The following is a 22,948-nucleotide window of genomic DNA, read 5'->3' on the forward strand; positions in this document are numbered from 1 at the left end:
AGGAGCCGGCAATGCCAAATAAATACGTATTCGCCTTCGTTCTCGTTCTGCTTACGCTCGGCGGCTCCCTCGCCCACGCGCAGGATGAAGGACCCACCATCGATCCTCATCCCAAGTCGTCGAATCCACACCCGCCAGGCAATCACCCGCAGGACCTGGTTCTCACTGTCACCTGCGATATGCCCTGCAAGTGGAGTCTGGACGGAATTCTCCAGGCTACCCTCCGCGGTCAGTCAGATACTGCGCGAATCCGTATCAGCAAGCATACGGTCACTGCGGAGTCTCTCGATGGATTGGATCATGCGACGCGCGAATTCACTGCGACCGATACAACTCCGGTGACCCAGCACATGTTTCTTGGTCCGGCACGGGAGGCCCGTTTTAAAGCCGCGAGAGATAGACAGGAGCAACAGGACAAGGCCATCCGTGATGCTGCCACGCAGAAGACACGGCAACAGGCAGAATCGGATGGCAAAAGCGCCGAGACTGACTACGAGCAAAAAAACTACAGTGGCGCGGCTATCTTCGCCATTTCATCCTGCAATGCGGGGAACATAGTCGGCTGCCGCGTACTCGGGCTTCTTTACCTCACCGGGGAGTCTGTTCAGCGTAATTATCCCCGCGCCCGTGCGCTCTTCGAGCAGTCCTGCAAAGCGAATGATGTGCGCGCATGTAATGACGTTGGCTGGATGGCCATGCGCGATCTGGACCAGCCTCATGACTACACAAAGGCTCGTACCTATACTTCTGCGGCATGCAACGCAGGTGAGATGCGCGGCTGCCTCAATTTCGGCGATCTTCTCGCAAATGGCCTCGGTGGCGACAAGGATGGCCCTCGCGCGCTCACGATGTACACCACAGCGTGCAATGGCGCATACATAGAAGGATGTGCTTATGAAGGAGAAGGCTACGCAAACGGCTTAGGCGGATCACCGAACGCTCTTATGGCCCACGTCTATCTCGAAAAAGCCTGCAACGGAGCAAGCGACTACGGCTGCGCGTGGCTTGGCGTTCTTGTCGAAAACGAACACGATTTCGTCAAAGGGCGCGCTGTATTCGAAAAGGCCTGTAGTGGACAAGACGCGATAGGCTGTGTCGGAGCTGCGCAAGATGCCATATTCGCTCGCGGCGGCGCGCGTGATCTTAGCAAGGCAAGAGCCGAGCTTCGCAAATCCTGCGACCTGGATAACACGTACGCCTGCAACACGCTTGGCGAAAACTACTCCCTCGACGCGCAACAGGACTTCAATCATGGCCTGGAACTGCTGCGCAAAGCATGCCGGGGTGACAACTACGACGGCTGTTTCGATCTGGGTCTTGACTATGAGCTCGGTTACGGAACGACGGATGACCTTGCCCTCGCTCGTCAGGGGCTTCGCAAGTTCTGCCAAAAGCCGGACGACGACGCCTGTAAGGAACTTAACGTCCTGCATGACAACGTCACTTTTATCGCGGAACCATACTCCGAAGACGCGTACATAGCCTACGCCTCGCAATGTCAGGGTCTGAACCTCATTGCCTGTGAGATTCTGGTCAAGCTCCCAGTGCAGAAAAACCTTCCATTATGGAGCAATGCCGCAGACACTTACCACACCGTGCAAAGTGCTCTTCTGGCTTCCTGCATTGCCGGAAATCCACGCGCGTGCGCCAGCCTGGGCGAGATATTCGACAAGGGATTAGGGATCTATCGGGACGCAAAGCTTGCCAGGTATGAATTTGGAGTTGCCTGTAGTCATGGCCTGCGGGATGCATGCTTCCGGCAAAAACAGGTGCGCTGAAGTGCACCCTGTACCTGGGCTCCGGAGCTGAATTGACGTATGCCGGAGCCCCTGAGCCCATACAGAAGGCGACCGCTAGAACTGCCAGCGTACACCGGCCACGGGAAACGCCGGCATCTGATTGACCCGCAGCATGGGCAGGCCATCCAGGCTTGCCAGGCAGGCCGGAGTCTGGTTGCAGCGGTCCAGCCAGATGTAGCCTAGAAAATTTTTGCGATCCAGAATGTTCTGCGCCCCGCCGTAAAGATTCAACATGCTCCGGTGTATACGAAAGTCATGGTCAAAGGCGATATCTACGCGGTTGTATGCCGGGCCGCGCAACGCATTCACCTGGCTCAGGTCGTAGATGCCGCGATCCTGCGCGGCAGAGAGCGGAATGTCATAAGGCGTGTATGGCCGCCCCGTGGTGTAGCTGTCGCGCACGGAGAGGTTCCACTCGCCGGGCAGGCGATAATTCACAAGCGCATGGCCTATGAGCGGAATATCGTAATTGCCTGAGCGCAGCACGCCATCGAGCGCGGCATACTTCGATCGCGAGTAAGTAAAGGAAGCAAGTGCGGAGAGGCGCGAGGCGAAGTGCCCGCGCAGCATTATTTCAATTCCGCTCGATTTACCGCTGCCGGATGAGGCAAGCGGCAGCCAAACAAACTGCTCGCCCGGCGTGTAGATCATGTTAGCCAGCATGAGGTTTGGATACTGCGTGCTCACCGGCTCGTTAAAGTAGCGCTTCCGATAAACTTCCACGCTGAACGTCAGCGCGCTTGTACTCCACACATTGCCGCTCGCCGATAGTTGATCCACGCCGACAGGCTTGAGAAGCTGATTCTGCGAATAGCTCAGCAGATCGATATACGCAGGGAGCTGCGCTGAACGACGCCACGCAGCATGAATTGCCTGATGATCATTAATGCGGAATCCCGCTCCGGCATGTGGCTCAAGCGCGCTCGCATGAGTCATACCATAGGTCTCTACACGCATTCCGGCAGCGGCCGTCCAGCGCAGACCAAGCGGTCCGGCTAACTCGGCGTAACTGCCTGTCTGCGTTGTGAGCGGAGAACTCTGAAAGCTGTCGGCGTCACTCCACGTTGGGTCGGGATTGAACGGAGACTGCGTTCCCGCAGGCTGGCTCACCGCGTAGTTGAGATTGACAATCTCGCTCGTCGATCCGACCGAGAGCAGCCACTTATGCACGTCGTGGCGTAGGTTGTAGGCGAGAGTCGTCATGCGGTCCACGGTGTTTTCCGCATAGACCGGAGCGGTCGGCGTCTGGCAATTCTGCGCTCCGGAGGCCCGCTGATATACGCCGTTTACAAGCTGATCCTGTTGATTGATCTCGAGTCCCTGCGAAGCATAACCCACCGTGAATTTCGAAACCGTGGTCGAATCATGCGTATGAAGCCACGTAAATCCACTTGTGGAACGCATCCCGCCGTACTCCGTGTCGATGTAGAGTGACTCCAGGTGATCGCCTGCGCAGGGCATAATAGCAATCGAATCGGCGCCGCTCAAATTAAGAAATGAGAGATGATCCGCCGCATCCGGAGACCACTCCAGATGCGCCATGCCGTTCGTGAAGATCGGAACGCCATCCAGTCCCAGATCGCTGGTAGCCAGATTCATCAGGCTGCGATCGGCGGAGAGTAGCAGATTGCCGCGCTCGCCAAGATGCCGCTCCCAGAATCCGCCCAGTCCCGCGATGCCAACGCTGACCTCGCTCGTTTCGAGCGCTTCATCGTGCCGTGTCTGTATATCGATGAGGGAGGAGAGACGGCTGGAATACTGTGAGTCATACAAGCCCGGCTGCAGCGATACCTTGTCAATCGAGCTGGTGTTGAGCATGGGCGTGAAACCGCTCGTTGTCCCCTCCACGGCAAAGTGATTTATATATGGCGTCTCGAAGCCGTCTATCACATAGAGATTCTCTGAAGGATGCCCGCCGCGAACGAGGATGTCATTCATGGAATCGGAGTTGGCGCTGCCGGAAACCCCGGGCATCATCAGGAGATAGCGCGAGAAATCGCCGTAGGTTCCGGCTGAGGACTGAATATCGGCTCGCACTGCTTCTCGCGCCGGAGCGATATTGAGGTCGGAGAGATCGACGGCGTGTACCTCTACGCTGCTGGTGACTGTTCCAATAGCGCGCTTAGCCGTGGCCGGCGAAGCAGCCTCTCCCGATGCTGCGGGCTGAGGCGCTGCATCGTGCGAGGCCGGGACAGCTTTGTCTCCCAGTGCGTTGTAGGCGACGTTCCGTGGCTTTGGCTGTATGTCCTGCGCGGTTGCGAAAGTCATCGGGATGGCACAGGAAAGAAGTGCGAAATACAAAGGCAGAGAGAAATTTTGCGGACGCATGGCAATCCTCGTTTCCTTGTCTGGCGCACGGGGGCGCGCAGGAGCTTGTATGAAGGCACGCAGCGAAAACGAAGGCACACGGATGACTTTGGCCGGAAGGCAAGGCTCGGCGTTTGGGCACAGATTTCGTGTGGCCCGCGCAGGACGCGCAGGCATGACGCTGCATCTGATCAATGAAGGCTGGTCCGCCGCTTGTTTATGGATTTGTATGTTTTGGCGGAAAGCAGACTTGTCCATGCGTGATGCGCATGGAGTGCCACACCGCGGGTAGACCGATTAGAAAAATCTCAGATTCCCTGCCGCCTTGGATCGGAACGATCGAACCCGAAAGGATCGGATGGGGTTTGACAGGCGTGACACGAGCCGAGTCACTGCAGGCTTCTACGGCTCATTCAGGATCAGCGCCACGCGGCCCACGATCAGATCGTTCGGTGTCTCATTCACTCCCACCTCGATCAACTCCACCGGAAACGCGATGCTGTGCGGACGCAGCACAAGCCGGTTGAGCTGAAAGTCCACATAGCGCAGCTTGAGCCGGGCATCGTGCCGCACGGCATACAGATTGGGCCGGTTGGCGCGATAAGGCAGAAGGGAGTTGTAATGCCGATCCAGCAGCACAAGCGCATTGGCCAGCACCAGCGGCTCCATGGCCTGCGCCTCCTGCGCGGAGATGGCCACGACCACGAACCGCTGCCAGGCTTGACGCGACTTTGCAGGGCGCGACGGCGCGGCGCGCAGCATACCGCCCGGCAGGTGCAGCATAGATTGCACAGCGGAAGGACGCACATGCGGTTCAAAGAGTGCGGTTGTATGCGATACCACAGGCACAGCTCCGCTCTCCTCGCCTTCGCGATACTCCATGCGCCGCGATGGGGTGGCCAGCAGATCGGCGGCGGACATACTCTGCGCAGCCAGAATGCGATCCATCGCTTCCAGCGAAAGCTGCCGTCTTCCATGCAGAAAATTGGACAGGTGTGATTGTCCGAATCCCGTTTGCCGAGCAAGGAGGGAGACGCTGAGAGTGCCCCGTTGTATTCTCCGCTGCAATTCCATGCGGAGGCGCTCGTGCATTTGGGTGAAGTTCATCCTGTTGAAAATCCGCCGCCAGCAATAGGAGAAAAGGTCTCTCCTTTGCTGTAGGAAAACCTGTGCGGGCCGATTTCCCTTTATTGTCAGCGGAACCGCTGCGCATAGAGAAGTGGCGGAAAGATTTCGGCCTGGCGCTGTTGACGCTGGGGATACTGGCTTTTAGAGTAGCGCTACTTACCTCATAAAGGCTTGTGGTGCTACCACGTGCATATGATTCGCATCCGCGAAGTCGAGCGGTCTGTTCTCCATTTGTCTCTGGAGCGGCCCGATAGAAGAACGCCGGAGGGTGACGCAACCATCCGGCAATCAACTCTCTGCCTTCAGGCCGGTCGCGGTGCTGCGGGTCGGCTATGCGGATTTACCAGATACTGCGCGCTATTGGTCATGACATTCAACAAGAGAAAGCCGCCAGCGTTCCCCCATCGGGCCGTTAGAATCCCGAGTCGCATTGGCTGTTTCCCTCTACCCCGGCAAACAAACCGAACAACTAGATTCAGCTGGGTGCTCGACCTACGGAGAACTGGTCATGGAACTGCGCGTGCAATTGAAAGTTTGCGAAGGGTGCGGTTGCCTTTGGTATCGTACTCAAAACCTTGGGACTGTTTATTGCAGATCTTGTGAGACAAAACTTCTGGACTTTCCCGCGCCTGAAAGCAGAAAGAGGCGTGGACGTCCGGTGCGGAAGCCGGTGCTCAGCGTCTGGGCAGTGGCGGAAGCAGCAGGAGGTGTGCGATGAGCGCAGCCCTGCAATTTCCAATCGTCTGGAGAGCCGCTACAGCTCCGGCATACTGGCCGGAAGAAGAAACAAACTTAGTCAGCAGTCAGGAGGAAGAGTTACCGGCGTCACTGCAGGTGGATTTTGCGGAAGACGCTGAGGAGGAATCAGAGCAGGAAGGCCCATCGGCCAGCCTGGCCTTCTACAGGAAACATACCGAGAGCCTTCTCCGGCGCTATCTGTATGTCTCCATGCAGGTGGCACGCACGCCATCGGCTATGACAGAGCCGGTTGAACGTGGAAACGTCTCTCACCGCCGCCTCCGCACCTTTGAGGATGCCGTCATCTTCGTTCTCGACGTGGAAGCCTGCCTGGGCAAGCTCTCCGCTCTGGAGCGCATCCTCCTCAACCGGATCGTGCTTCAGGAGTACACGCAGTCTGAGGTCGCGGACATGCTTGGAATAAGCATTCGCGCCGTGAACTACAAACTGCCCGACGCGCTGGACCGCATGACGAGAGTGCTTCTCGACTCGGACCTGCTTCAGTTCACCTACTGAAGCCGCGCGAAGGTGAAAAAGCAAATGGGGCGCGCTCTGCGCCCCATTTTGTCGTCGTATGGACCCCTTGGTAATCCCCTCTGTTATCGTGGACAGGGCCTTCCGCAAGCGCTCTCTCAGAAGGCGAACCGAATTCGTCCCGAGGCATACCATGCGCATTTTTTCTCGTTCCGTTGTTCGCCTGAGCTTGCTTGCGCCCGTCCTGCTTGTGCCATCTCTTCTCTCTGCGCAGCAACCCGCGCCAACCACAGAAGCAGATGCTCCCAAGCGCGACACCAGCTTCATTGATGCGCAAGGCACCGCGCATATCACGCGCGTGATTCCCGTGCCGGAAGACCTGAGCCCGCAGGCCCGCCTGATGCTTGGCCATGTGGATCTTGATCAGGGTCCGCCGCAGTCGCTCGCCGATCGCCGCAAGCTCACCGATGAATACACCGCGCGGGCGCGCGTCGCATGGTCGCACCTGCTGCCCAATACGCTTGTCGACGACAAGATCGCAAGCGTTCCAGTGCACATCGTCACGCCGGAGGGGATGCCCGAAGTCAACAAAGACAAGGTGCTGCTCTGCCTGCATGGCGGCGGCTTTAACTCCGATTCCGGCTCGTATACCGAATCGATTCCCATCGCTGGCTACACAAAAATCAAGGTCGTCGCGGTCCTTTATCGTCTCGCGCCGGAGTCTCCATTTCCCGCAGCCGTGGATGACTCCGTGGCCGTTTACAAAGAGCTGCTCAAGACTTATAAGCCGGACCACATCATCATGTATGGCACATCGGCAGGAGCCATTCTCACGGCTGAAGTTGCGGTGAAGCTCAAGCAACTCGGCCTTCCCCAGCCCGCGGCACTCGGCATCTTCAGCGGCATGGGAGACTTCGCGCGCGCCGGCGACTCGACCGCCATCTACGCTCTGCGCGGTTTCTCCGGCCATCTCGACCCGCCCGATCCCAGCCACCATGGTGATACGTACGCAGGCTCAACCGATCTGAAGGATCCGGTTCTCTCGCCCATCTATGCGGATCTGCATGGCCTGCCGCCAACGCTCTTCATCACCAGCGGCCGCGATATTCTGCTGAGCGGCACATCCAACCTTCACCGCGCCTTTCTGCGGGCGGGTATTGACGTGCGCCTTGTCGTCTTCGATGCGCTGCCGCATGCCTTCTGGTATGATCCGCGCCTGCCGGAAGCGATTGAAGCCAACCAGATGATGGCCGACTATTTTGTAAAAGCTCTGAAGAAATAGCGCGGCCAATTCAAGATTCCCGAATCAACACGAGTACATATTCAGGAAACATCTGCGGTTCCTCGATCACGAAAAAGGTAATTGTCCTTGAATCTCTGTCGTACGCCTCATAGCGTGCGAACCAGGGCATAGGAATTAAGCCCACAGGATTCGTGTCGTGATTGCGCAGACCCAGCACCCGCCTCTACAAAAGCTGAATCAGCGCGCAAATCAGGCGCCGCAGCTCACCACGCGTTTGCGTGAGGTTGCGCAGTGCTACCAGCAGATTCTTGCTCACAATCCACGCCACGCTGAAGCGCTTGCGGGCATGAGCCTGATCGCGCTTGCCAGTCGTCAGCCTGATGCGGCTGTCCGCATGGCGCAGGCCGCTGTTACGGTTGCGCCGGCTATGTCGCATGCGTGGGTTGTGCTTGGTCAGGCTCTGCGCGCCGCCGGTCAGCGCGATGCTGCGCGAGATGCGTATGGCTCCGCGCTGCGTCTTGATTCCGGCAATGCTCTCGCGCACACCGGCCTGGGAGAGTTGGAGATCGCTGCCGGCAAGCCGGAAGACGCGCTCCCGCATTTCACACTTGCGCTCGAGCGCGATCCCTCGCTTCTTGCCTCTCGCATGGGGCTCGGCCACGCCCTTGGCTGTCTTGACCGTTTTGCGGAAGCTCTCGTCCACTATGAGCAAGCGCTTGCATGCAGCCGCCGGCTGCCGGAAGGGGAGTTTGCCGTAGGCTTTGCTCTCGCGCGTCTTGGCCGCATGGAGGAAGCCGAGCGCCGTTACCGTCGCGCCATCTCGCTGCGGCCCGATTTTGCCGCTGGATGGATGAATCTCGGCTGTCTTCTTCGCGACAAGGGAAGCGATCTCTATGCCGAAGCCGCGCTGCGTCACGCAGTCGAGCTGCGCCCCGATCTTATCGCCGGCTGGGTCAGTCTCGCCGTTTTCTTGCGCAGTGAGAACCGTATGGAAGAAGCGGAGCAGTGCCTGCAGCGCGCCGATTCACTTGATCCTGATCGCGTGGAAACACATATTGCCTGGGCGCAGTTGTACGTTGCGCAAAAGCATCTCAAGACCGCGTGGGAGTGGCTGGCCAAGGCGCAAAGTCGCGAGGCCGAGCATCCTGAAGTCGTGAACATGCAGGGCATACTGCTTCATAATGAAGGCCGCTTTGCTGAAGCTGTCTCCGCATTCGATCGCGCGGAAGCTCTCGGAAGCATACAGGCCGTCTCCAATCGCGGAAACTCGCTGCTCGACCTCGGACGCGTGGAAGAAGCACTTGACGCGCACCGCCGCGCCGCTGACGCGGATCCGGTCAATCCGGGCATGCAGTACAACCTTGCGCTTACGCAGATTCGTTCTGGCCAATGGGCTGAAGGTTGGGCTAATTATGAGGCTCGTTGGCGCTTCCGAGAAGTTCATCGCAAGCCGTGCATCTTGAATCGTCCGCGCCTGACGCGCGAGCGATTACTCAGTGGCCCGTTGCACGGCGAGCGTGTACTTCTTCACGCCGAGCAGGGGCTGGGCGACACCATCCAGTTCTGCCGCTACGCTGCGCTGATCGCCGCGCATGGAGGTTTTCCTGTTCTACAGGTGCAGGCCCGCGTCGAACGTCTTATACGCTCGCTTGCAATTGTCCGCTCAGGCGATGCTGAAGTTTGCTTACTCGGCGCCGCACCATCTGACTTCGATCTAGAGTGCCCGCTGATGAGCCTGCCTGCGCTCTTCGGCACCACCGTCGATACGGTTCCATGGGAAGCTGCCTACTTGAGCGCCGCACTTAAGGACATCGAGGCGCATGCTATGCCGTTCCCAGACGGCGACTGCGGTTATCCGCGAATTGGCATCGCATGGGCAGGCAATCCGCGCTACAAGGCTGACGCGCGCCGCTCGACAACGCTGGCCACATTGCAGCCTCTGCTTGAGACGCCGGGCATCGACTGGATCTCACTGCAGAAGGGCGAGGCTGTCGCACAGCTTGCCGCGCTCTCGCCGGAGATTCGTATTGCGGACGGCGTAAGCAATGATCGCGATCTGGCGGACACAGCTACTCTCATCTCCACGCTTGATCTTGTCATCACCACGGACACATCTATTGCGCATCTGGCCGGCTCGATGGCAAAACCAGTTTGGATTCTGTTGCCCTGGCTCTCTGATTGGCGCTGGATGCAGCAGACCGAGACAACTCCGTGGTATCCCACCGCGCGCCTCTTTCGCCAACCGCAGCAGGACGATTGGAAAAGCATCCTTCGCCGCGTAGCAAAGCATCTGACTTGTCGGGATGAATTTTTATCCTGAATTCGTGGATGTGGCCTGTGCTGAGTGAGTTCGTGCCTCAATTACTACTCACGATATTTATTTCAATGACCGCATCTGCTCCTATATAGAGGTGAACGACATATGACTCTGAATCGATTGGTTCTCAATAAGTTTTCGCTATCGCTCGTGGCGCTCGCGCTCCTTATGGCGTGTCCCTCACCGGCCCACAGTCAACCGCCAAACCAACAGCAGGGATGGGATGCGCCTCCTTCCGACTTCAACGACATTCAGCGCCGCGGGTTCCATGAAGGCGTTGAAGGCGCGCGCAAGGACCACGAAAACCACCGTAAGCCGGATCCCAAGAATCGCGACGAGTATCGCCATCCGCATGATATTCCAGCGGGTTTGCTGGATTCCTATCGCGAAGCCTTTATTCGCGGCTACTCGAAGGGCGTAAATCGCTACTATGGCGAATAAGGTTCACGTCGTAGCCGCCGTGACATCTCTGGTCTATGGCGCTATGTGATGGAGCAGTTTGCAAATTTCAACTCGCAACGGGAGAGCCGGGTGTTGAACCAGACTCTCCATTTTTTGTTTCGAGCTCCGCGCGTACGCGCTTCATGATGCCCAGATAGTACGCAAGATTGTGAATCGAATTGAGCGTGGCCGAAAGCGCCTCGCCCGCCTGCATCAAGTGCCGCAGATAGGCGCGCGTGTATCGCCGGCACACCATGCAGTCGCAGTTGGGATCAGGCGGGTTCTGATCTTCGGCAAACTTTTTGTTCTTGATCGTCATGCGCCCTTCGCTCGTAAAGAGCAGCCCATGGCGTGCGGCACGTGTGGGTAGCACACAATCCATCATGTCCACGCCCATCTTTGCGTACTGCTCAATCTCATCCGGATAGCCCACGCCCATCACATAGCGAGGTTTGTCCTTTGGCAGCAGTGGCAACACCTCGGAGATCATCTCCAGCGTCAGATCGCGTGGCTCGCCCACGCTCAGCCCGCCGATAGCGTAGCCATCAAAGTCCATCTCCATCAGCCGCTCCGCGCTCTCTTTGCGCAGGTCTCGATACATGCCACCCTGCACAATGCCGAAGAGGCTTTGCGTGCGGCCCCCAAGTTTGGAATCGCCCTCGTCGTACCACGGCACATCCGTCTGTCGTGCGCGAAAGTGATCGAGCGATCGCCGTGCCCAGGCCATCGTCAGCCGCAGGCTTTCTTCCGCGCGGGTGCGTTCCGCCGGATACTCCGTGCATTCATCGAACGCCATTGCAATATCCGCGCCCAGAGCAATCTGCACATCCATCGAATGTTCTGGCGTAAAGAAATGGCTGCTTCCATCGAGATGCGAGCGGAATCTCACGCCTTCATCCGTCACCTTGCGCAGCGCGCTCAGGCTAAAGACCTGAAAGCCGCCGGAATCGGTAAGCATCGCGCGGTCCCAGCTGATGAACTTGTGCAATCCGCCCATGCGCCTTATCGGCTCATGCCCGGGGCGCAGATAGAGGTGATAGGTATTGCCGAGAATGATCTCCGCACAGAGCTCTTCCAGCACATTTTGCGGAACGGCCTTCACCGTGCCGGCTGTTCCCACTGGCATAAACACAGGGGTTTCCACCCGCCGATGCGGCAGATCGATCTGCGCGCGCCGCCCGCCCGCTTCCGTTGTATTCGAGAGATTGAACTTGAGTCCCACACTGTAATTCTATCGGTCTGCGTCGACCCCGATGTTACTTGGCCGCTCCCAGCGTCAACGTAAATCCCGCTCTCACCGTGCGCCGCATGCCCAGCGTCGTAGTTGGCGTCTTCGCAACTTCAATCGTTCTATCCAGCAGATTTTCGGCCGCCGCAAAGGCCTCTACACGTCTGCCAAACGTGTGCGCCGCATACGCATCCAGCTTGAAGTACCCATGCAGCAGATATGTATTCGCATCATCGTCAAACTGATGCCCGCTCAACCGGCTCTGCAGGCTCAGAGAGCCCCATCGTACCTTCTCAGCACGCAGGTTCAGCGAGGCCATATTGCGCGCAACCTCCGGAATCCAGTTGCCCACGTCTTGAGAGCCTGATTCCTCGGTTCCCCTTGTCACCGTTGCATGCGCGTACTGATAGCCGCCATCCATCGCCAACCATTTCCGCGGCGCAATTTGAAAATCAACAGAAACTCCGCGGCTCGTAATCTGTCCCAGGTTCTCCCGCTGCAGCAATATAGGAGACGAATTCGGATTGATCGTCACCGCGCTGATCGGCCGATTGATCTCCGTCAAGAAATAGCTCGTCCGCACTGTGCCCCACGCCCGCTGCGAAGCCACGCCTGTCTCCCATCCGGTGGCCCGCTCGCTTTTCAGCGCGCCATTTGCCAGCGTCAGCTGATTGCCCACCTGCGTTGAGCGATACAGTTCGCTCGGAGAAGGCGCGCGAAAGGCGCGAAAACCCGATGCCGAAAGCGCCCAATGTTCACTCAGCTTGCGCGAAACGCCCACACGCGGATCAAAAACATGCTGCGTGAGCTGCGGCAGCGTGGCTCCCGGCGTCCACGCATTATTTTTCTCCACCATCTGCTGCACGTCGTAATTCTGGAACCAATCCATGCGCGCGCCAGCCGTCACCGTCCATGCTCGATGCGTGTACAGGCTCTCCACATAGGCGCCGGAATCGCGCTGATGCACACTCGTATCCGTCAACGCAGCAGACGAGCCAAAGGATTGCTCATCATCCCACACGCGTACATCGTGCGTGTCCGCGCCTGCCAGCAGAACCCATCCAGCGGTCAGCGGCTTGCTCCAATGCGCCGCGCCGCCAAGCTCGTTATCTGCAATCAACGTAAACTTCGTCGGCGTCTCTCCGCAGCGATAGGCGCAGCTCGCATCTCCAAAATCAGGAAGATTCGAAATGCTTGAAAAGGCCTGCCGGTAATGCTCCGTTGAGCCATACAGCCTGAGGCTTGCAGTTGCGCCATTTGCGCTCTGCCAGTCACCGCCCGTCGCATAGCGCCACAGCCGCGTTCCGTTCGTCTGGTACGGTGTTCCATTCGCTCTCGCTTCGTTGAAGCCGCTTCCGCGCACAAACAAACGCAACTCGTTGCGCTTGTGCTCCGCCAGCAGCAGCCCATTCTGCGCATGTACATTGGACACCGTATCCACTGGACCGCGCTGCCACGGAGCCTCCTGAATGTAGCCATCGGTTCCCGTTGCGCCGCCCGAAGCCAGCACACCCCACGCATGATGTATAGCCTGCCCTAGCGCATCGTCCGCATACGTACCCAGGCCGCCGTAGCTTGATCGCAATGCAAAAGCATTCGCGGCAGGCTCCGCCAGATGCACATTCACCACACCGCCAATTGCGCTCGAACCATACAGGTCGCTGGCTCCGCCGCGCAGCAGTTCAATATTTGCAATCGCAAGCTGCGGCTGCTCCAGCCAATGAATCCACGCGCCCACAGGATCATTCAGCGGAACATCATCCAGCGTCAGCAGCGTTCGGCTTGCCGAAGTTGACCCAAGCGCACGCAGGCTGATCCCTTGCGAAGAGGGATTTGCGACCAGAGAGCTTGATCGCCGAAACAGCTCCACACCCGGCAGCTGCCGAATCTGCCCATCCGCGGTAATTGCGGCAGTCGATTGAAGCGCATTTTGCGTCAGAACCCGCGTCGTTACCGGGCTTTCGAGCTCTCCCATTGGCGCGCGATACGCCGTCACCGTCACCTGCTCCGCATTGCCCGCAGGCGCAAGCTGCACAATGCTCTCCGCATCCGCTCGAACGTTTTTAGCCACAAAGCCCGCAGCCTCCACGCGCACCGCACACGGCGCATTGCATGCAAAACTTGCGCGTCCTGCTGCGTCACTGCGCGCCAGCGCCTTGCCTACCGCATCGCGTACCTGCGCATCAGCAATCACGTGCCCGGTGCTGTCTTCGATGGTCAGCGTGCGCGCTGTCTGCGCTTGTGCGTTAAGCGCCAGCCCAGAGATTGCTATCGAAAGCAGTAACGGCATCGGTTTTATGTGTAGCATTCGCATATAGGCTTTCGAGCAATTCTTTCACGCTCCTGTTCAAACCCGGCACAACCACCTCCGGCGCAATCTCACTCAGCGGAACCAGCACAAACGCGCGTTCCGCCAGCCGCGGATGCGGCACTTCGATCCCAGGCTCACGCAGCAGCAGCTGTCCATAGAGCAGAATATCCAGGTCCAGCGTACGCGGGCCATTCGGAATCGCATGTGCACGATCCCGTCCGAACTCGCGCTCAATCCCCAGCAGCGCGTCCAGCAGCTCTCGTGCTGAAAGATCAGTCTCCACCGCCACCGCTGCGTTCACAAACCGCGGCTGATCAGCAAATCCAACAGGAGCCGTCGAGTAAAGCCGCGAGCGCCGCACCACGCGTCCCAGCGTGCCCAGCCGTACCAGAGCAGCTGCCAGCGTTGCCTCCGGCTCGCCCGCCGAGCTCGGCACATTCCCGCCCATTCCAATGTATGCAATCTCCATCCACTTCAGACTATCGCCTGTCATCCGATAGAATCACTCTTCGGAGAACTCATCATGGACGCAATTGCTAACAGCTCGCTCGGCGCACGCCGCAATGAAGATATCGCGCTCGACCTCTTGAAGTTCGTTTCCGGGGTTGCCGGCGTCGGCAAAACCACCGGCGGTTCCACCGGCTTCAACGCTCCCTCCACGCCCAAGCCTGAGGAGCACGTTACCGAGCTGCTTGAGCTCTATGGCCGCTGCCTCAAGGCCATTGAAGGCAAGGGAGAGTAGCATCAGCGGCAAAACCCATCTGCGCGTTGCCGTAGCAGGCTGCGGAGCCTTCGGCCGCAACCATCTTCGTGTCTACCGCGAGCTGGAACAGGCAGGCGAAGGCGTGCAGCTCGTCGCCGCACTTGAGCCGGACGAAGCCCGCGCTGCGGAGACGCACGCGCAGTACGGCATCCCAGTCTTTCTTTCGCTCGACAACCTGCTTGAGTCTGATCTTCAAATAGACGCTGCCTCCGTTGCCGTGCCCACCATGCATCATCACGGTGTCGCTGCGTCGCTGCTCGATGCTCATATCGACCTCCTCGTCGAAAAGCCTCTCGCAGCGACGCTCGCTGAAGCGGATGATCTCATCGCTCTCGCGGAAAAAAACAACTGCATTCTGCAGCCCGGCCATCTTGAGCGCTTCAATCCCGCCGTGCTCGCCGCGGAAGCCAGCCTGCGCCGCCCTATGTTCTTTGAGGCGCATCGGCTTTCCATCTTCACTCCGCGCTCGCTGGATGTAGACGTTGTGCTCGACCTCATGATCCACGACCTCGACATCGTGCTCACCTTTGCCAAGTCGCCTGTGCGCGAGGTTCGTGCCGTCGGCCTGCCGATTCTCTCGCCCAAGGTCGATATCGCAAACGTTCGCGTGGAATTTGAATCGGGCTGCGTAGCCAACTTCACCGCATCTCGTGTTTCAACAGAGCGCGTCCGCAAGCTCCGCTACTTTGAGCCGCGCCAGTACGTCTCCATCGATTATGCACGCCGCGATCTGCTCATGATCCGCATGGACTCGCATCTGGCGGAGATGGTGCAGAACCTTCCGCCTGAAATCGCAGCTGCTCTCGACGCCGGGAAAGTTGATCCGGCGCTTGTCGAAAAGATTGCTGCCAGCGCGTCTGTATCGCCATCGCCCAATCCCGGCCTCAACTTCGTCAAGCCTGAAGTGGCCGCAGGCGAGCCACTACGCCTCGAAATTGAATCCTTTCTCTCGTCGGTCCGCACCCGGAAGCAGCCCCACGTCACCGCGCGCCAGGGCCGCGATGCTCTGGCTCTCGCGCTTGAGATCCAATCCGCCATGGCCGCCCACGCGCACAGCGCGGGTCTCGGAACCTTTTTCGAGCCTGCTTGACGGGCACCGCAAATAAAGCGATTTTCTAGGCCACATTTCTTAATATTCCTCCGCTTGACAACCCATTCCTGCGCCCTTTAGCGTTGCCTCCCAAAGAGCGAAAAGCAATTTCTCTGCTTGCTAGATTTTTCGTTCACCCTAGAGGGAATCCATGAAGAAATTTTTGAGCTGCATCCCAGCCTTTGCTCTCGGAGCGTGTGCGCTTTTCTCCGCACCTGCCCGCGCTCAAGACAAGCCCGCGTATCTTGACACCTCGCTTTCGCCGGAGGCCCGCGCGGCCGATCTCGTCAAGCGCATGACGTTGGAAGAAAAGGCCTCACAGCTCATCAACCAGGCCCGCGCCATCCAGCATCTCAATGTTCCGGCTTACGATTGGTGGAGCGAGTCGCTCCATGGCGTTGCCACCAACGGAACGACAGAGTTCCCTGAGCCCATCGGCCTCGGCGCAACCTTCGATCCTGATGCTATCCACTCGATGGCCGTTGTCATCGGCACGGAAGGCCGCATCAAGCACGTGCAGGCCGTGCGCGCCGGCCACAGCAACATCTTTGAGGGCCTCGATTTCTGGGCGCCCAACATCAACATATTCCGCGATCCGCGCTGGGGCCGTGGCCAGGAGACTTACGGCGAAGACCCGTTCCTCACCGGCCGCATGGGCGTTGCCTTTGTTACCGGCATGCAGGGCGACGATCCCGCGCACTACCGCGTCATCTCCACGCCCAAGCACTACGCTGTGCACTCAGGCCCTGAGCCGGAGCGCCATCGCATTGATGTCACCACCAGCAAGCACGATGAGTTCGATACCTATCTTCCCGCCTTCCGCGCCACAGTCACAGAAGGCCACGCCGGCTCCATCATGTGCGCCTACAATCGCGTCAACGGCCAGCCAGCCTGCGCCAGCGACTTTCTTCTCGTCGATCAACTCCGCGGTAAATGGGGATTCAAAGGCTATGTCGTCTCTGATTGCGACGCAGTCGATGACATCTTTCACACGCACCACTACACCCCCGGCATGCCTGAGGCTGTTGCGCTAGCTATCCAGCACGGAGAAGATAACGAGTGTGCCGACTTCTTCCAGAAGGTCAAGGACGATCACGATTACAAGCCTTACATTGACGCCGTACATCAAGGCCTGCTCAAGGAATCTGATCTCGACACTCCGCTCATTCGCCTCTTCACCGCGCGCGTCAAGCTCGGCATGTTCGATCCGCCGGAGCTTGACCCGTATTTCAAAATCGATGAGAAGCTTCTCGACTCCGCCGAGCATCGTGCGCTCGCCCGCAAGCTCGCCAATGAGTCCATGGTGCTGCTCAAAAACGATGGCACGCTACCCATCAAGTCCACCGGCACAAAGCTTCTCGTCGTCGGCCCGCTAGCAGATCAGACTCACGTCCTGCTAGGCAACTACAACGGCATTCCCAGCCATACCGTCACAATTCTTGAAGGCATCAAGAAGGAATTCTCAAACGTCACTTATGTTGAAGGCACACAGTTCCTCAGTGACAGCGCAACGCAGGTTCCCGCAAGCGTACTCACCACAGACGGCAAGCCCGGCGTAAAGACCAGTTACGCCGATATGGCCTCCGTCAATCTCTTTGATCCCAAGCCACCCACGCCGCTCGCCACACGCGTGGAGCCGCAGATTGACGCCGCACAACCCACGCCCAATGAGCTCAAAGGCAAGCGCGCCGCCATCCGTTGGGAGGCCACACTCACCGCGCCTGACACAGGCGAATACAACCTCGGCATGCGCGGTAACGGCTTCTTCCGCGTTGCGCTCGACGGCAAAGAAGTCGCAAGCGGCTTCAGCTTCTCCGGCACGGAAACACACCTGGGCCGCGTGCAGCTTGAAAAGGGCCACACCTACAAGCTTGAAGCATCATGGGGCCAGCCTGAAGGCAGCACACCGGAAGCAAAGCTTATCTGGACCAAAGTGGATCTCGCTCCGCAGCCCGCAGCCATTGAAGCCGCAAAGACGGCCGATGTCATCGTTGCTGTCGTCGGCATCACCAGCCGCCTTGAAGGCGAAGAGATGCAGGTCACGGAGCCTGGCTTCAAAGGTGGCGACCGCACAAGCCTTGATCTTCCGAAGGCCGAAGAGGATCTCATTGAAGCGCTCGCCAAAACAGGCAAGCCTCTCGTCGTCGTCCTCACCAATGGCTCTGCGCTCAGCATCAACTGGCCCTCGCAGCACGCCAACGCGATACTCGAATCCTGGTACGCAGGTGAAGAAGGCGGCGCAGCCGTGGCGGAAACCCTCAGCGGCAAAAACAATCCAGCAGGCCGCCTGCCTGTCACGTTCTATGCGGGTGTCGATCAGCTTCCAGCATTCGAAAACTACTTCATGCGCGGACGCACCTATCGCTACTTCACCGGCAAGCCGCTCTATCCCTTCGGCTACGGGTTGAGTTACACGACGTTCTCCTACAGCAACCTCTCGCTGCCAAGCTCTGCCACGCAAGCAGGCTCACCGCTCGCGGCAGATGTCACTATCACCAACACCGGCAAGGTTGCAGGCGACGAAGTCGCCGAACTGTATCTCAGCTTCCCTAACGTGAAGGGTGCTCCCATCCGCGCGCTGCGCGCCTTCAAGCGCGTGCATCTCGATCCCGGCGCAACCACTACCGTTCACTTCGATCTCAAGCCGCGCGACCTCAGCATGGTCACCGAAGCCGGCGAGATAGTCATCCCTGAGGGTAAGTATTTGCTCTCCATCGGCGGCGGCCAGCCCGATACCGGTGCGCCAACTGCTTCCGGAAACTTCATCATCACCGGCACGGAGAAGCTTCCGGAATAATTCGCACAGTACACGCAAAAGTAAACAGGGCGCTCTCATTATGAGAGCGCCCATTATTTTTTTGCTACTACAAGCGGGAACACTTTGCGATTCTCCGGTGTCTACACAAGCACAGTGGTTTTGATCACAGTGGTTCCAATGAGAATCAGCAGAGCGTCCTGCATTACGCTCTCACGCCGTAACGCGCGGCTGTGAGCGCACGCCTTCCTGTTTCCATCGGAGCCGCGATGGAAACACAGGAGAGCCGCCATGTTTGAAGACGCAACTTTTGAATCTCAGGGCCGAATCCACACCGGCAGCAGAAACTGGATGCTCGCCACGCTTCTCTTCAATGGCAGCATTCTTCTCACCCTCATCCTCATTCCGCTGCTTCACCCGGACTCACTTCCAAACGAGCTGCGAAAAATCGTCATCACCACTCCCGCTGCTCCTCACTCCGCCCCGCAGTCCGTGGCGCACTCGTCGTCACAATCTGCAACAGCTCCGCGCCCGATTGAGATACCACTAATCAATGCACCTGGCCAAATCCACATCAATCTTCAACCTTCCGGCCCTGCGCCCAATGCGTCCAGCGCTTGCTGCGCGGACTCTCCCATTGGCACAGGAACCGGCAACACTATTGGCGCAGATGCCTTCGCGCACTCCGTCAATTCCACTCCTCGCGTCGTCCACCCGCCAAGCCGCATCACTGTCTCAACAGGCATAGCTGAAGGCATGTTGATTGCGCGAATCGTTCCCGCATACCCACCCATCGCAAAAGCCGCAGGCATTCAAGGCACCGTCGTTCTGCAAGCCACCATCTCCAAAACCGGCGCTATCGAAAACCTGCGCGTCCTCAGCGGCTCGCCGATGCTACAGCAGGCCGCCCTCAATGCCGTGCAGCAATGGCGCTATCGCCCCTACCTGCTCAACGGCGACCCCGTCGAAGTGGAAACCACCATCAACGTTATCTTTTCGCTCGGGCGGTGAGGTGCGGAGGAATCAGAAAGATGAATGCTGACCTATCAACTTCTCAACCATCGCCCGATGCGGCGCTCGCGAGCAGGCTGGCCAGAATGTGGCCGCATCGGGCACACGAGTCAAGCGCAGTTACCGGACTCTTGTGCCGCACAGGTCTGCATTTCTGGCGTCAGCTCGACGTCGAAAATATAGCGCCAAATCGAAAGGTCCGCTTTTGCTTTTGGTGTACGAAAGTGTCGATCGACGGCGCGCACTATGAGCCGTAGCATCTTTCGCAGCCACGCCCCCTGCAGCTTCTCTCGCGTCAGCTCATTCCACGTCGCAATCGCTTCCGGCATTGGTGGACTCGCGATGCCGGGCTCAATCGGCTCCAGCACTGTCTGCGGGTCCACAATGCCATCGCGTCCAAGCAACGCGCCCTTCACCCAACCGATAGCTGCCAATCCCTGCTCGCCGGTAAAGGTTTGCTCCATGTAAAACCATCGCTCATCCCAGCACACCAGCCGCGTATCCAGCGTGAACCGCGCAAAGAGCGGCAGCGACCGCCGGTACGTCATCCATACCGCACCCACCAGAGGAGTCCATCGCGCGCGCAGCACAGCCGGCAGCACCTGCGTCCGCGCCAGCAGGTGCATCCGCCCGTAGTCCATCACGGAGAGATATCGCGCGTTATTTAGATGAAAGTTGAAATCAATGCCGCTCGGCCATACGCGCATCCTCAGCCGGTCTTCCTTCAACAGGCCCAGCTTCGGCAGCGGCCGAACCAATGACCCAATCGCCAGCGCCGGTATGCGAATAAAGCTGATGTAATGGGACAAACGTGCTCGCGATCAAACGCCCTGCAGCGCCGGCACTCCCAGCCCCGCATGCTTGCTCTCTTCCTTGTGCACCTTCTCAGCAGAAGCCGTAGCCAGCTCCCACGCTGAGCGGTCCTTCAGCAGCCGCGAAACCAGCGCCGTATGCATCGCGTGGCCCGCACGTTCTGCCACCACGCGTCCTTCAATCCGTCGCCCGGCCAGCGCCAGGTCGCCGATCAGATCTAGCACCTTGTGCCGCACATACTCATCCGGAAAGCGCAGCGGCCCGTTCACCGGTCCTGTTGCGCCCAGCACAATCGCGTTCTCCTCGCTCGCTCCGCGAATCAACCCCATATCGCGCAGCTTCTGCTCGTCCGCCTTGTAGCCAAAGGTTCGCGCCGGGGCAATCTCCGCGCCATAGGTCTCCGTCGCCAGGTCCACGCTCGTGTACTGCTGCCCAATCGGAGCAGGAAAGTCGATCGCGTACTCAATCGAGTAGCCCTCGCCCTTATCCGCGTGCGGATATACGCCGATAAACTTGCCGCCCTCGCGTACCTCCACCGGCCTCAGGATCCGCATGTACTCGCGCCGTCGCCGCTGCGGCTTGATCCCCACCGTCCCGATGGCTTCCACATACGGCAGCGCGCTCCCATCCAGAATCGGCAGCTCCAGGTTGTCCAACTCCACAATGACGTTGTCCACCGACATGCCGATCAGCGCCGACAGTAGATGCTCCGTCGTAGAAATCAGCACGCCCTGCCGCATCAGGCTCGTCGCGTAGCTCACCTTCGCCACGTTCCGCCCAATAGCTGAAATCTCAAAGTTGTCCAGATCGGTTCGCCGGAAGACAATTCCCGAACCCGCCGGCGCGGGCAAAAGCCGCATCGCAACCGGCGCGCCAGAGTGCAATCCGACTCCGGCAAACTCCAGGGGCCCGGCAATGGTCTGTTCCAAATGTGCTCTATGAGCCAAAATCATCGCTCCAAACTGAGAACGTCAGGCAAGCCTTACAAGCACTACAGAGATTGCAAACGTCAGATTAGACGGAGTCTGCCTCTTTTAACTGTGGTATTTTTGCCACACTGCGTGGTTTGTGATTGTTGTGAAATGGCAGAGCTCCGTCCAAAACGACAAAAACGTTTAGAATCTGTAAAATCGCGGTAGTCGGCATCATATCGGCGGCTTTCTCAAAAACAGGCGCGCACCCACATGAGCACCCCATCCCAGCCCGCAATCGTCCCCGAAATCAGCATGCGCGCCCTCCTCGCCGGCGCACGCCGCAAGGAAACGCAGCTGCTCTCCCTGGCTGAAAAGCTCGTCCGCGCCGAGTCGCCCTCCGACACCAAATCCGCTGTCGACGCCTGCGGCCAGCTCGCCATCACCCACGCCCGCAACCTCGGCGGCCGGGTCAAGGTCCACAAGCAGCGCGCTCATGGAGACGTTCTCGAACTCAGATTTGGCCCCAAAGGTAAAAGCCCGGAGGGTCGCACGCTCCTGCTGAGCCACATCGATACCGTCTGGCCCATCGGAACAATTCAGTCCATGCCGTGCAAAATCGCGCCGGATTCCGCAGGCCAGCCCCGGCTCTGGGGCCCTGGCACACTCGACATGAAAGTCGGCGTCGCCATGGCCTTCACCGCCATCGAGATGCTCATCGAAGCGGATCTTCAAAACAGGGAAATCATTCTGCTGCTCAACACGGATGAAGAAATCGGCAGCCCCGTCTCGCGCCCCATCACGGAGAAGCTTGCCGCAGAGTCAAGCGCCGTCTACGTCCTCGAACCCGCGCAGAATCTTCCTCAAGGCGAAGCCGCATACAAGACCGCCCGCAAGGGCACCGGCAACTGGCGCATTGAGGTCACAGGCATCGCCGCTCATGCCGGTGTCGATTTCGAAAAAGGCGCAAACGCCCTCGTCGAGCTCGCCCGCATCATTCAAACCATCAACTCATGGACGGAGCTCGCCCGCGGCCTCACCGTATCGGTCAACGTAGCGGCCGCAGGCAACAAGACCAATGTCATCCCCGCCACCGCCTGGGCTGAAGTCGATGTTCGCCTCGCCCGCAAAGCCGACGGCCCCCGCATCGCGCGCAAATTCGCCTCGCTCAAGACCTCTTTCAAAACTATGGACAAGCGCTGCAAGCTCACCATCACCGGCGGCGTCAACCGCCCGCCCATGGAGCGCACTCGCGGCACAGTCGCACTCTACAAACAAGCCCGCGCCCTGGCCGCCGATCTCGGCTTCGAACTTGCGGAAGCCTCCACCGGCGGAGCCTCCGACGGTAACTTCACCTCCACCATCGGAATCCCCACACTCGACGGCATGGGCGCCGTAGGCGATGGCGCTCACGCCTCGCACGAGTCCGTGCTCATCGCACCCCTCGCCCCCCGCACCGCACTCATTGCCGCCATGCTCGCCGCCGCTTCGAAAAAATCGAAGTCGTAGTTGTAACGGCAGGGTCTCCGAACGCACTGAGTAATAGCCAACTCCACAAATATCGGAACGGCAGAAACAAATCTGCGGTAGAATTTCTCCCATCAACTTGGGCAAATCCC

General features: G+C 58.9%; 17 protein-coding genes. 10 read left to right on the top strand and 7 right to left on the bottom strand.

What is annotated here, in order from left to right:
- Positions 1-11 precede the first annotated feature (11 nt).
- The gene (locus VO84_RS12380) at positions 12-1,778 is read left to right on the top strand and encodes a tetratricopeptide repeat protein (protein WP_058187906.1); all 1,767 of its coding nucleotides are present in this window, start codon (positions 12-14) and stop codon (positions 1,776-1,778) included.
- A gap of 75 nt (positions 1,779-1,853) precedes the next feature.
- Here the strand turns inward: VO84_RS12380 and VO84_RS12385 are convergent, their stop codons facing one another.
- Together VO84_RS12385 and VO84_RS12390 are read right to left on the bottom strand one after the other, a co-directional pair.
- Entirely contained in the window at positions 1,854-4,067 is a 2,214-nt protein-coding gene (locus VO84_RS12385; RefSeq protein ID WP_197414009.1) for a TonB-dependent receptor domain-containing protein, read from the bottom strand.
- A gap of 441 nt (positions 4,068-4,508) precedes the next feature.
- The gene (locus VO84_RS12390; protein WP_058187908.1) at positions 4,509-5,213 is read right to left on the bottom strand and encodes a helix-turn-helix domain-containing protein; all 705 of its coding nucleotides are present in this window, start codon (positions 5,211-5,213) and stop codon (positions 4,509-4,511) included.
- A gap of 735 nt (positions 5,214-5,948) precedes the next feature.
- Here VO84_RS12390 and VO84_RS12395 point away from each other — a divergent pair.
- From VO84_RS12395 to VO84_RS12410, 4 genes are all read left to right on the top strand, one after another.
- Positions 5,949-6,488 carry a sigma factor-like helix-turn-helix DNA-binding protein gene (locus tag VO84_RS12395; protein ID WP_058187910.1) on the top strand — a complete coding sequence of 180 codons (540 nt, stop codon included), beginning with the start codon at positions 5,949-5,951 and terminating at the stop codon, positions 6,486-6,488.
- Between the two features lie 151 nt (positions 6,489-6,639).
- Positions 6,640-7,728, top strand: coding sequence for an alpha/beta hydrolase fold domain-containing protein (locus tag VO84_RS12400; protein WP_058187912.1), 1,089 nt, complete (start codon positions 6,640-6,642; stop codon positions 7,726-7,728).
- A gap of 157 nt (positions 7,729-7,885) precedes the next feature.
- Positions 7,886-10,009: a tetratricopeptide repeat protein gene (locus VO84_RS12405; RefSeq protein WP_058187914.1), complete on the top strand. Its 2,124-nt coding sequence runs from the start codon at positions 7,886-7,888 to the stop codon at positions 10,007-10,009.
- 102 nt (positions 10,010-10,111) lie between these two features.
- Positions 10,112-10,447: a hypothetical protein gene (locus VO84_RS12410; protein WP_058187915.1), complete on the top strand. Its 336-nt coding sequence runs from the start codon at positions 10,112-10,114 to the stop codon at positions 10,445-10,447.
- A gap of 67 nt (positions 10,448-10,514) precedes the next feature.
- On the opposite strand, the gene tgt is transcribed toward VO84_RS12410, so the two are convergent.
- The 3 genes from tgt to folK are packed head-to-tail and all read right to left on the bottom strand — an operon-like array spanning position 10,515 to position 14,455.
- Positions 10,515-11,669: a tRNA guanosine(34) transglycosylase Tgt gene (gene tgt / locus VO84_RS12415; RefSeq protein ID WP_058187917.1), complete on the bottom strand. Its 1,155-nt coding sequence runs from the start codon at positions 11,667-11,669 to the stop codon at positions 10,515-10,517.
- Positions 11,670-11,703: 34 nt separating this feature from the next.
- Positions 11,704-13,965 carry a TonB-dependent receptor gene (locus VO84_RS12420; RefSeq protein WP_058187919.1) on the bottom strand — a complete coding sequence of 754 codons (2,262 nt, stop codon included), beginning with the start codon at positions 13,963-13,965 and terminating at the stop codon, positions 11,704-11,706.
- Complete coding sequence (gene folK, locus VO84_RS12425; protein WP_082662071.1) at positions 13,922-14,455, bottom strand: 2-amino-4-hydroxy-6-hydroxymethyldihydropteridine diphosphokinase; 534 nt, start codon at positions 14,453-14,455, stop codon at positions 13,922-13,924. The genes VO84_RS12420 and folK overlap by 44 nt, the downstream gene beginning before the upstream one ends.
- A gap of 54 nt (positions 14,456-14,509) precedes the next feature.
- Between folK and VO84_RS12430 the strand changes: the two genes are divergently transcribed.
- The 4 genes from VO84_RS12430 to VO84_RS12445 all read left to right on the top strand — a co-directional run bounded on the left by VO84_RS12430 (position 14,510) and on the right by VO84_RS12445 (position 19,605).
- Positions 14,510-14,728 (top strand): hypothetical protein, encoded by a 219-nt coding sequence (locus VO84_RS12430; RefSeq protein ID WP_058187921.1) that lies wholly within the window; start codon positions 14,510-14,512, stop codon positions 14,726-14,728.
- Complete coding sequence (locus VO84_RS12435; RefSeq protein WP_082661939.1) at positions 14,688-15,839, top strand: Gfo/Idh/MocA family protein; 1,152 nt, start codon at positions 14,688-14,690, stop codon at positions 15,837-15,839. The genes VO84_RS12430 and VO84_RS12435 overlap by 41 nt, the downstream gene beginning before the upstream one ends.
- A gap of 151 nt (positions 15,840-15,990) precedes the next feature.
- The gene (locus tag VO84_RS12440) at positions 15,991-18,636 is read left to right on the top strand and encodes a glycoside hydrolase family 3 C-terminal domain-containing protein (RefSeq protein WP_058187923.1); all 2,646 of its coding nucleotides are present in this window, start codon (positions 15,991-15,993) and stop codon (positions 18,634-18,636) included.
- 249 nt (positions 18,637-18,885) lie between these two features.
- Positions 18,886-19,605 (top strand): energy transducer TonB, encoded by a 720-nt coding sequence (locus VO84_RS12445; RefSeq protein WP_058187925.1) that lies wholly within the window; start codon positions 18,886-18,888, stop codon positions 19,603-19,605.
- Positions 19,606-19,715: 110 nt separating this feature from the next.
- Here the strand turns inward: VO84_RS12445 and VO84_RS12450 are convergent, their stop codons facing one another.
- Together VO84_RS12450 and lpxC are read right to left on the bottom strand one after the other, a co-directional pair.
- Complete coding sequence (locus VO84_RS12450) at positions 19,716-20,414, bottom strand: thioesterase family protein (RefSeq protein ID WP_058187927.1); 699 nt, start codon at positions 20,412-20,414, stop codon at positions 19,716-19,718.
- A 12-nt stretch (positions 20,415-20,426) separates the two neighbouring features.
- Complete coding sequence (gene lpxC, locus VO84_RS12455) at positions 20,427-21,371, bottom strand: UDP-3-O-acyl-N-acetylglucosamine deacetylase (protein WP_058187929.1); 945 nt, start codon at positions 21,369-21,371, stop codon at positions 20,427-20,429.
- 231 nt (positions 21,372-21,602) lie between these two features.
- On the opposite strand from lpxC, the gene VO84_RS12460 reads away from it, so the two are divergent.
- Complete coding sequence (locus VO84_RS12460) at positions 21,603-22,838, top strand: M20 family metallopeptidase (protein ID WP_231737901.1); 1,236 nt, start codon at positions 21,603-21,605, stop codon at positions 22,836-22,838.
- Positions 22,839-22,948: the final 110 nt, after the last annotated feature.

The organism is Occallatibacter gabretensis (assembly GCF_001449115.1).
Lineage (GTDB): Bacteria > Acidobacteriota > Terriglobia > Terriglobales > Acidobacteriaceae > Telmatobacter > Telmatobacter gabretensis.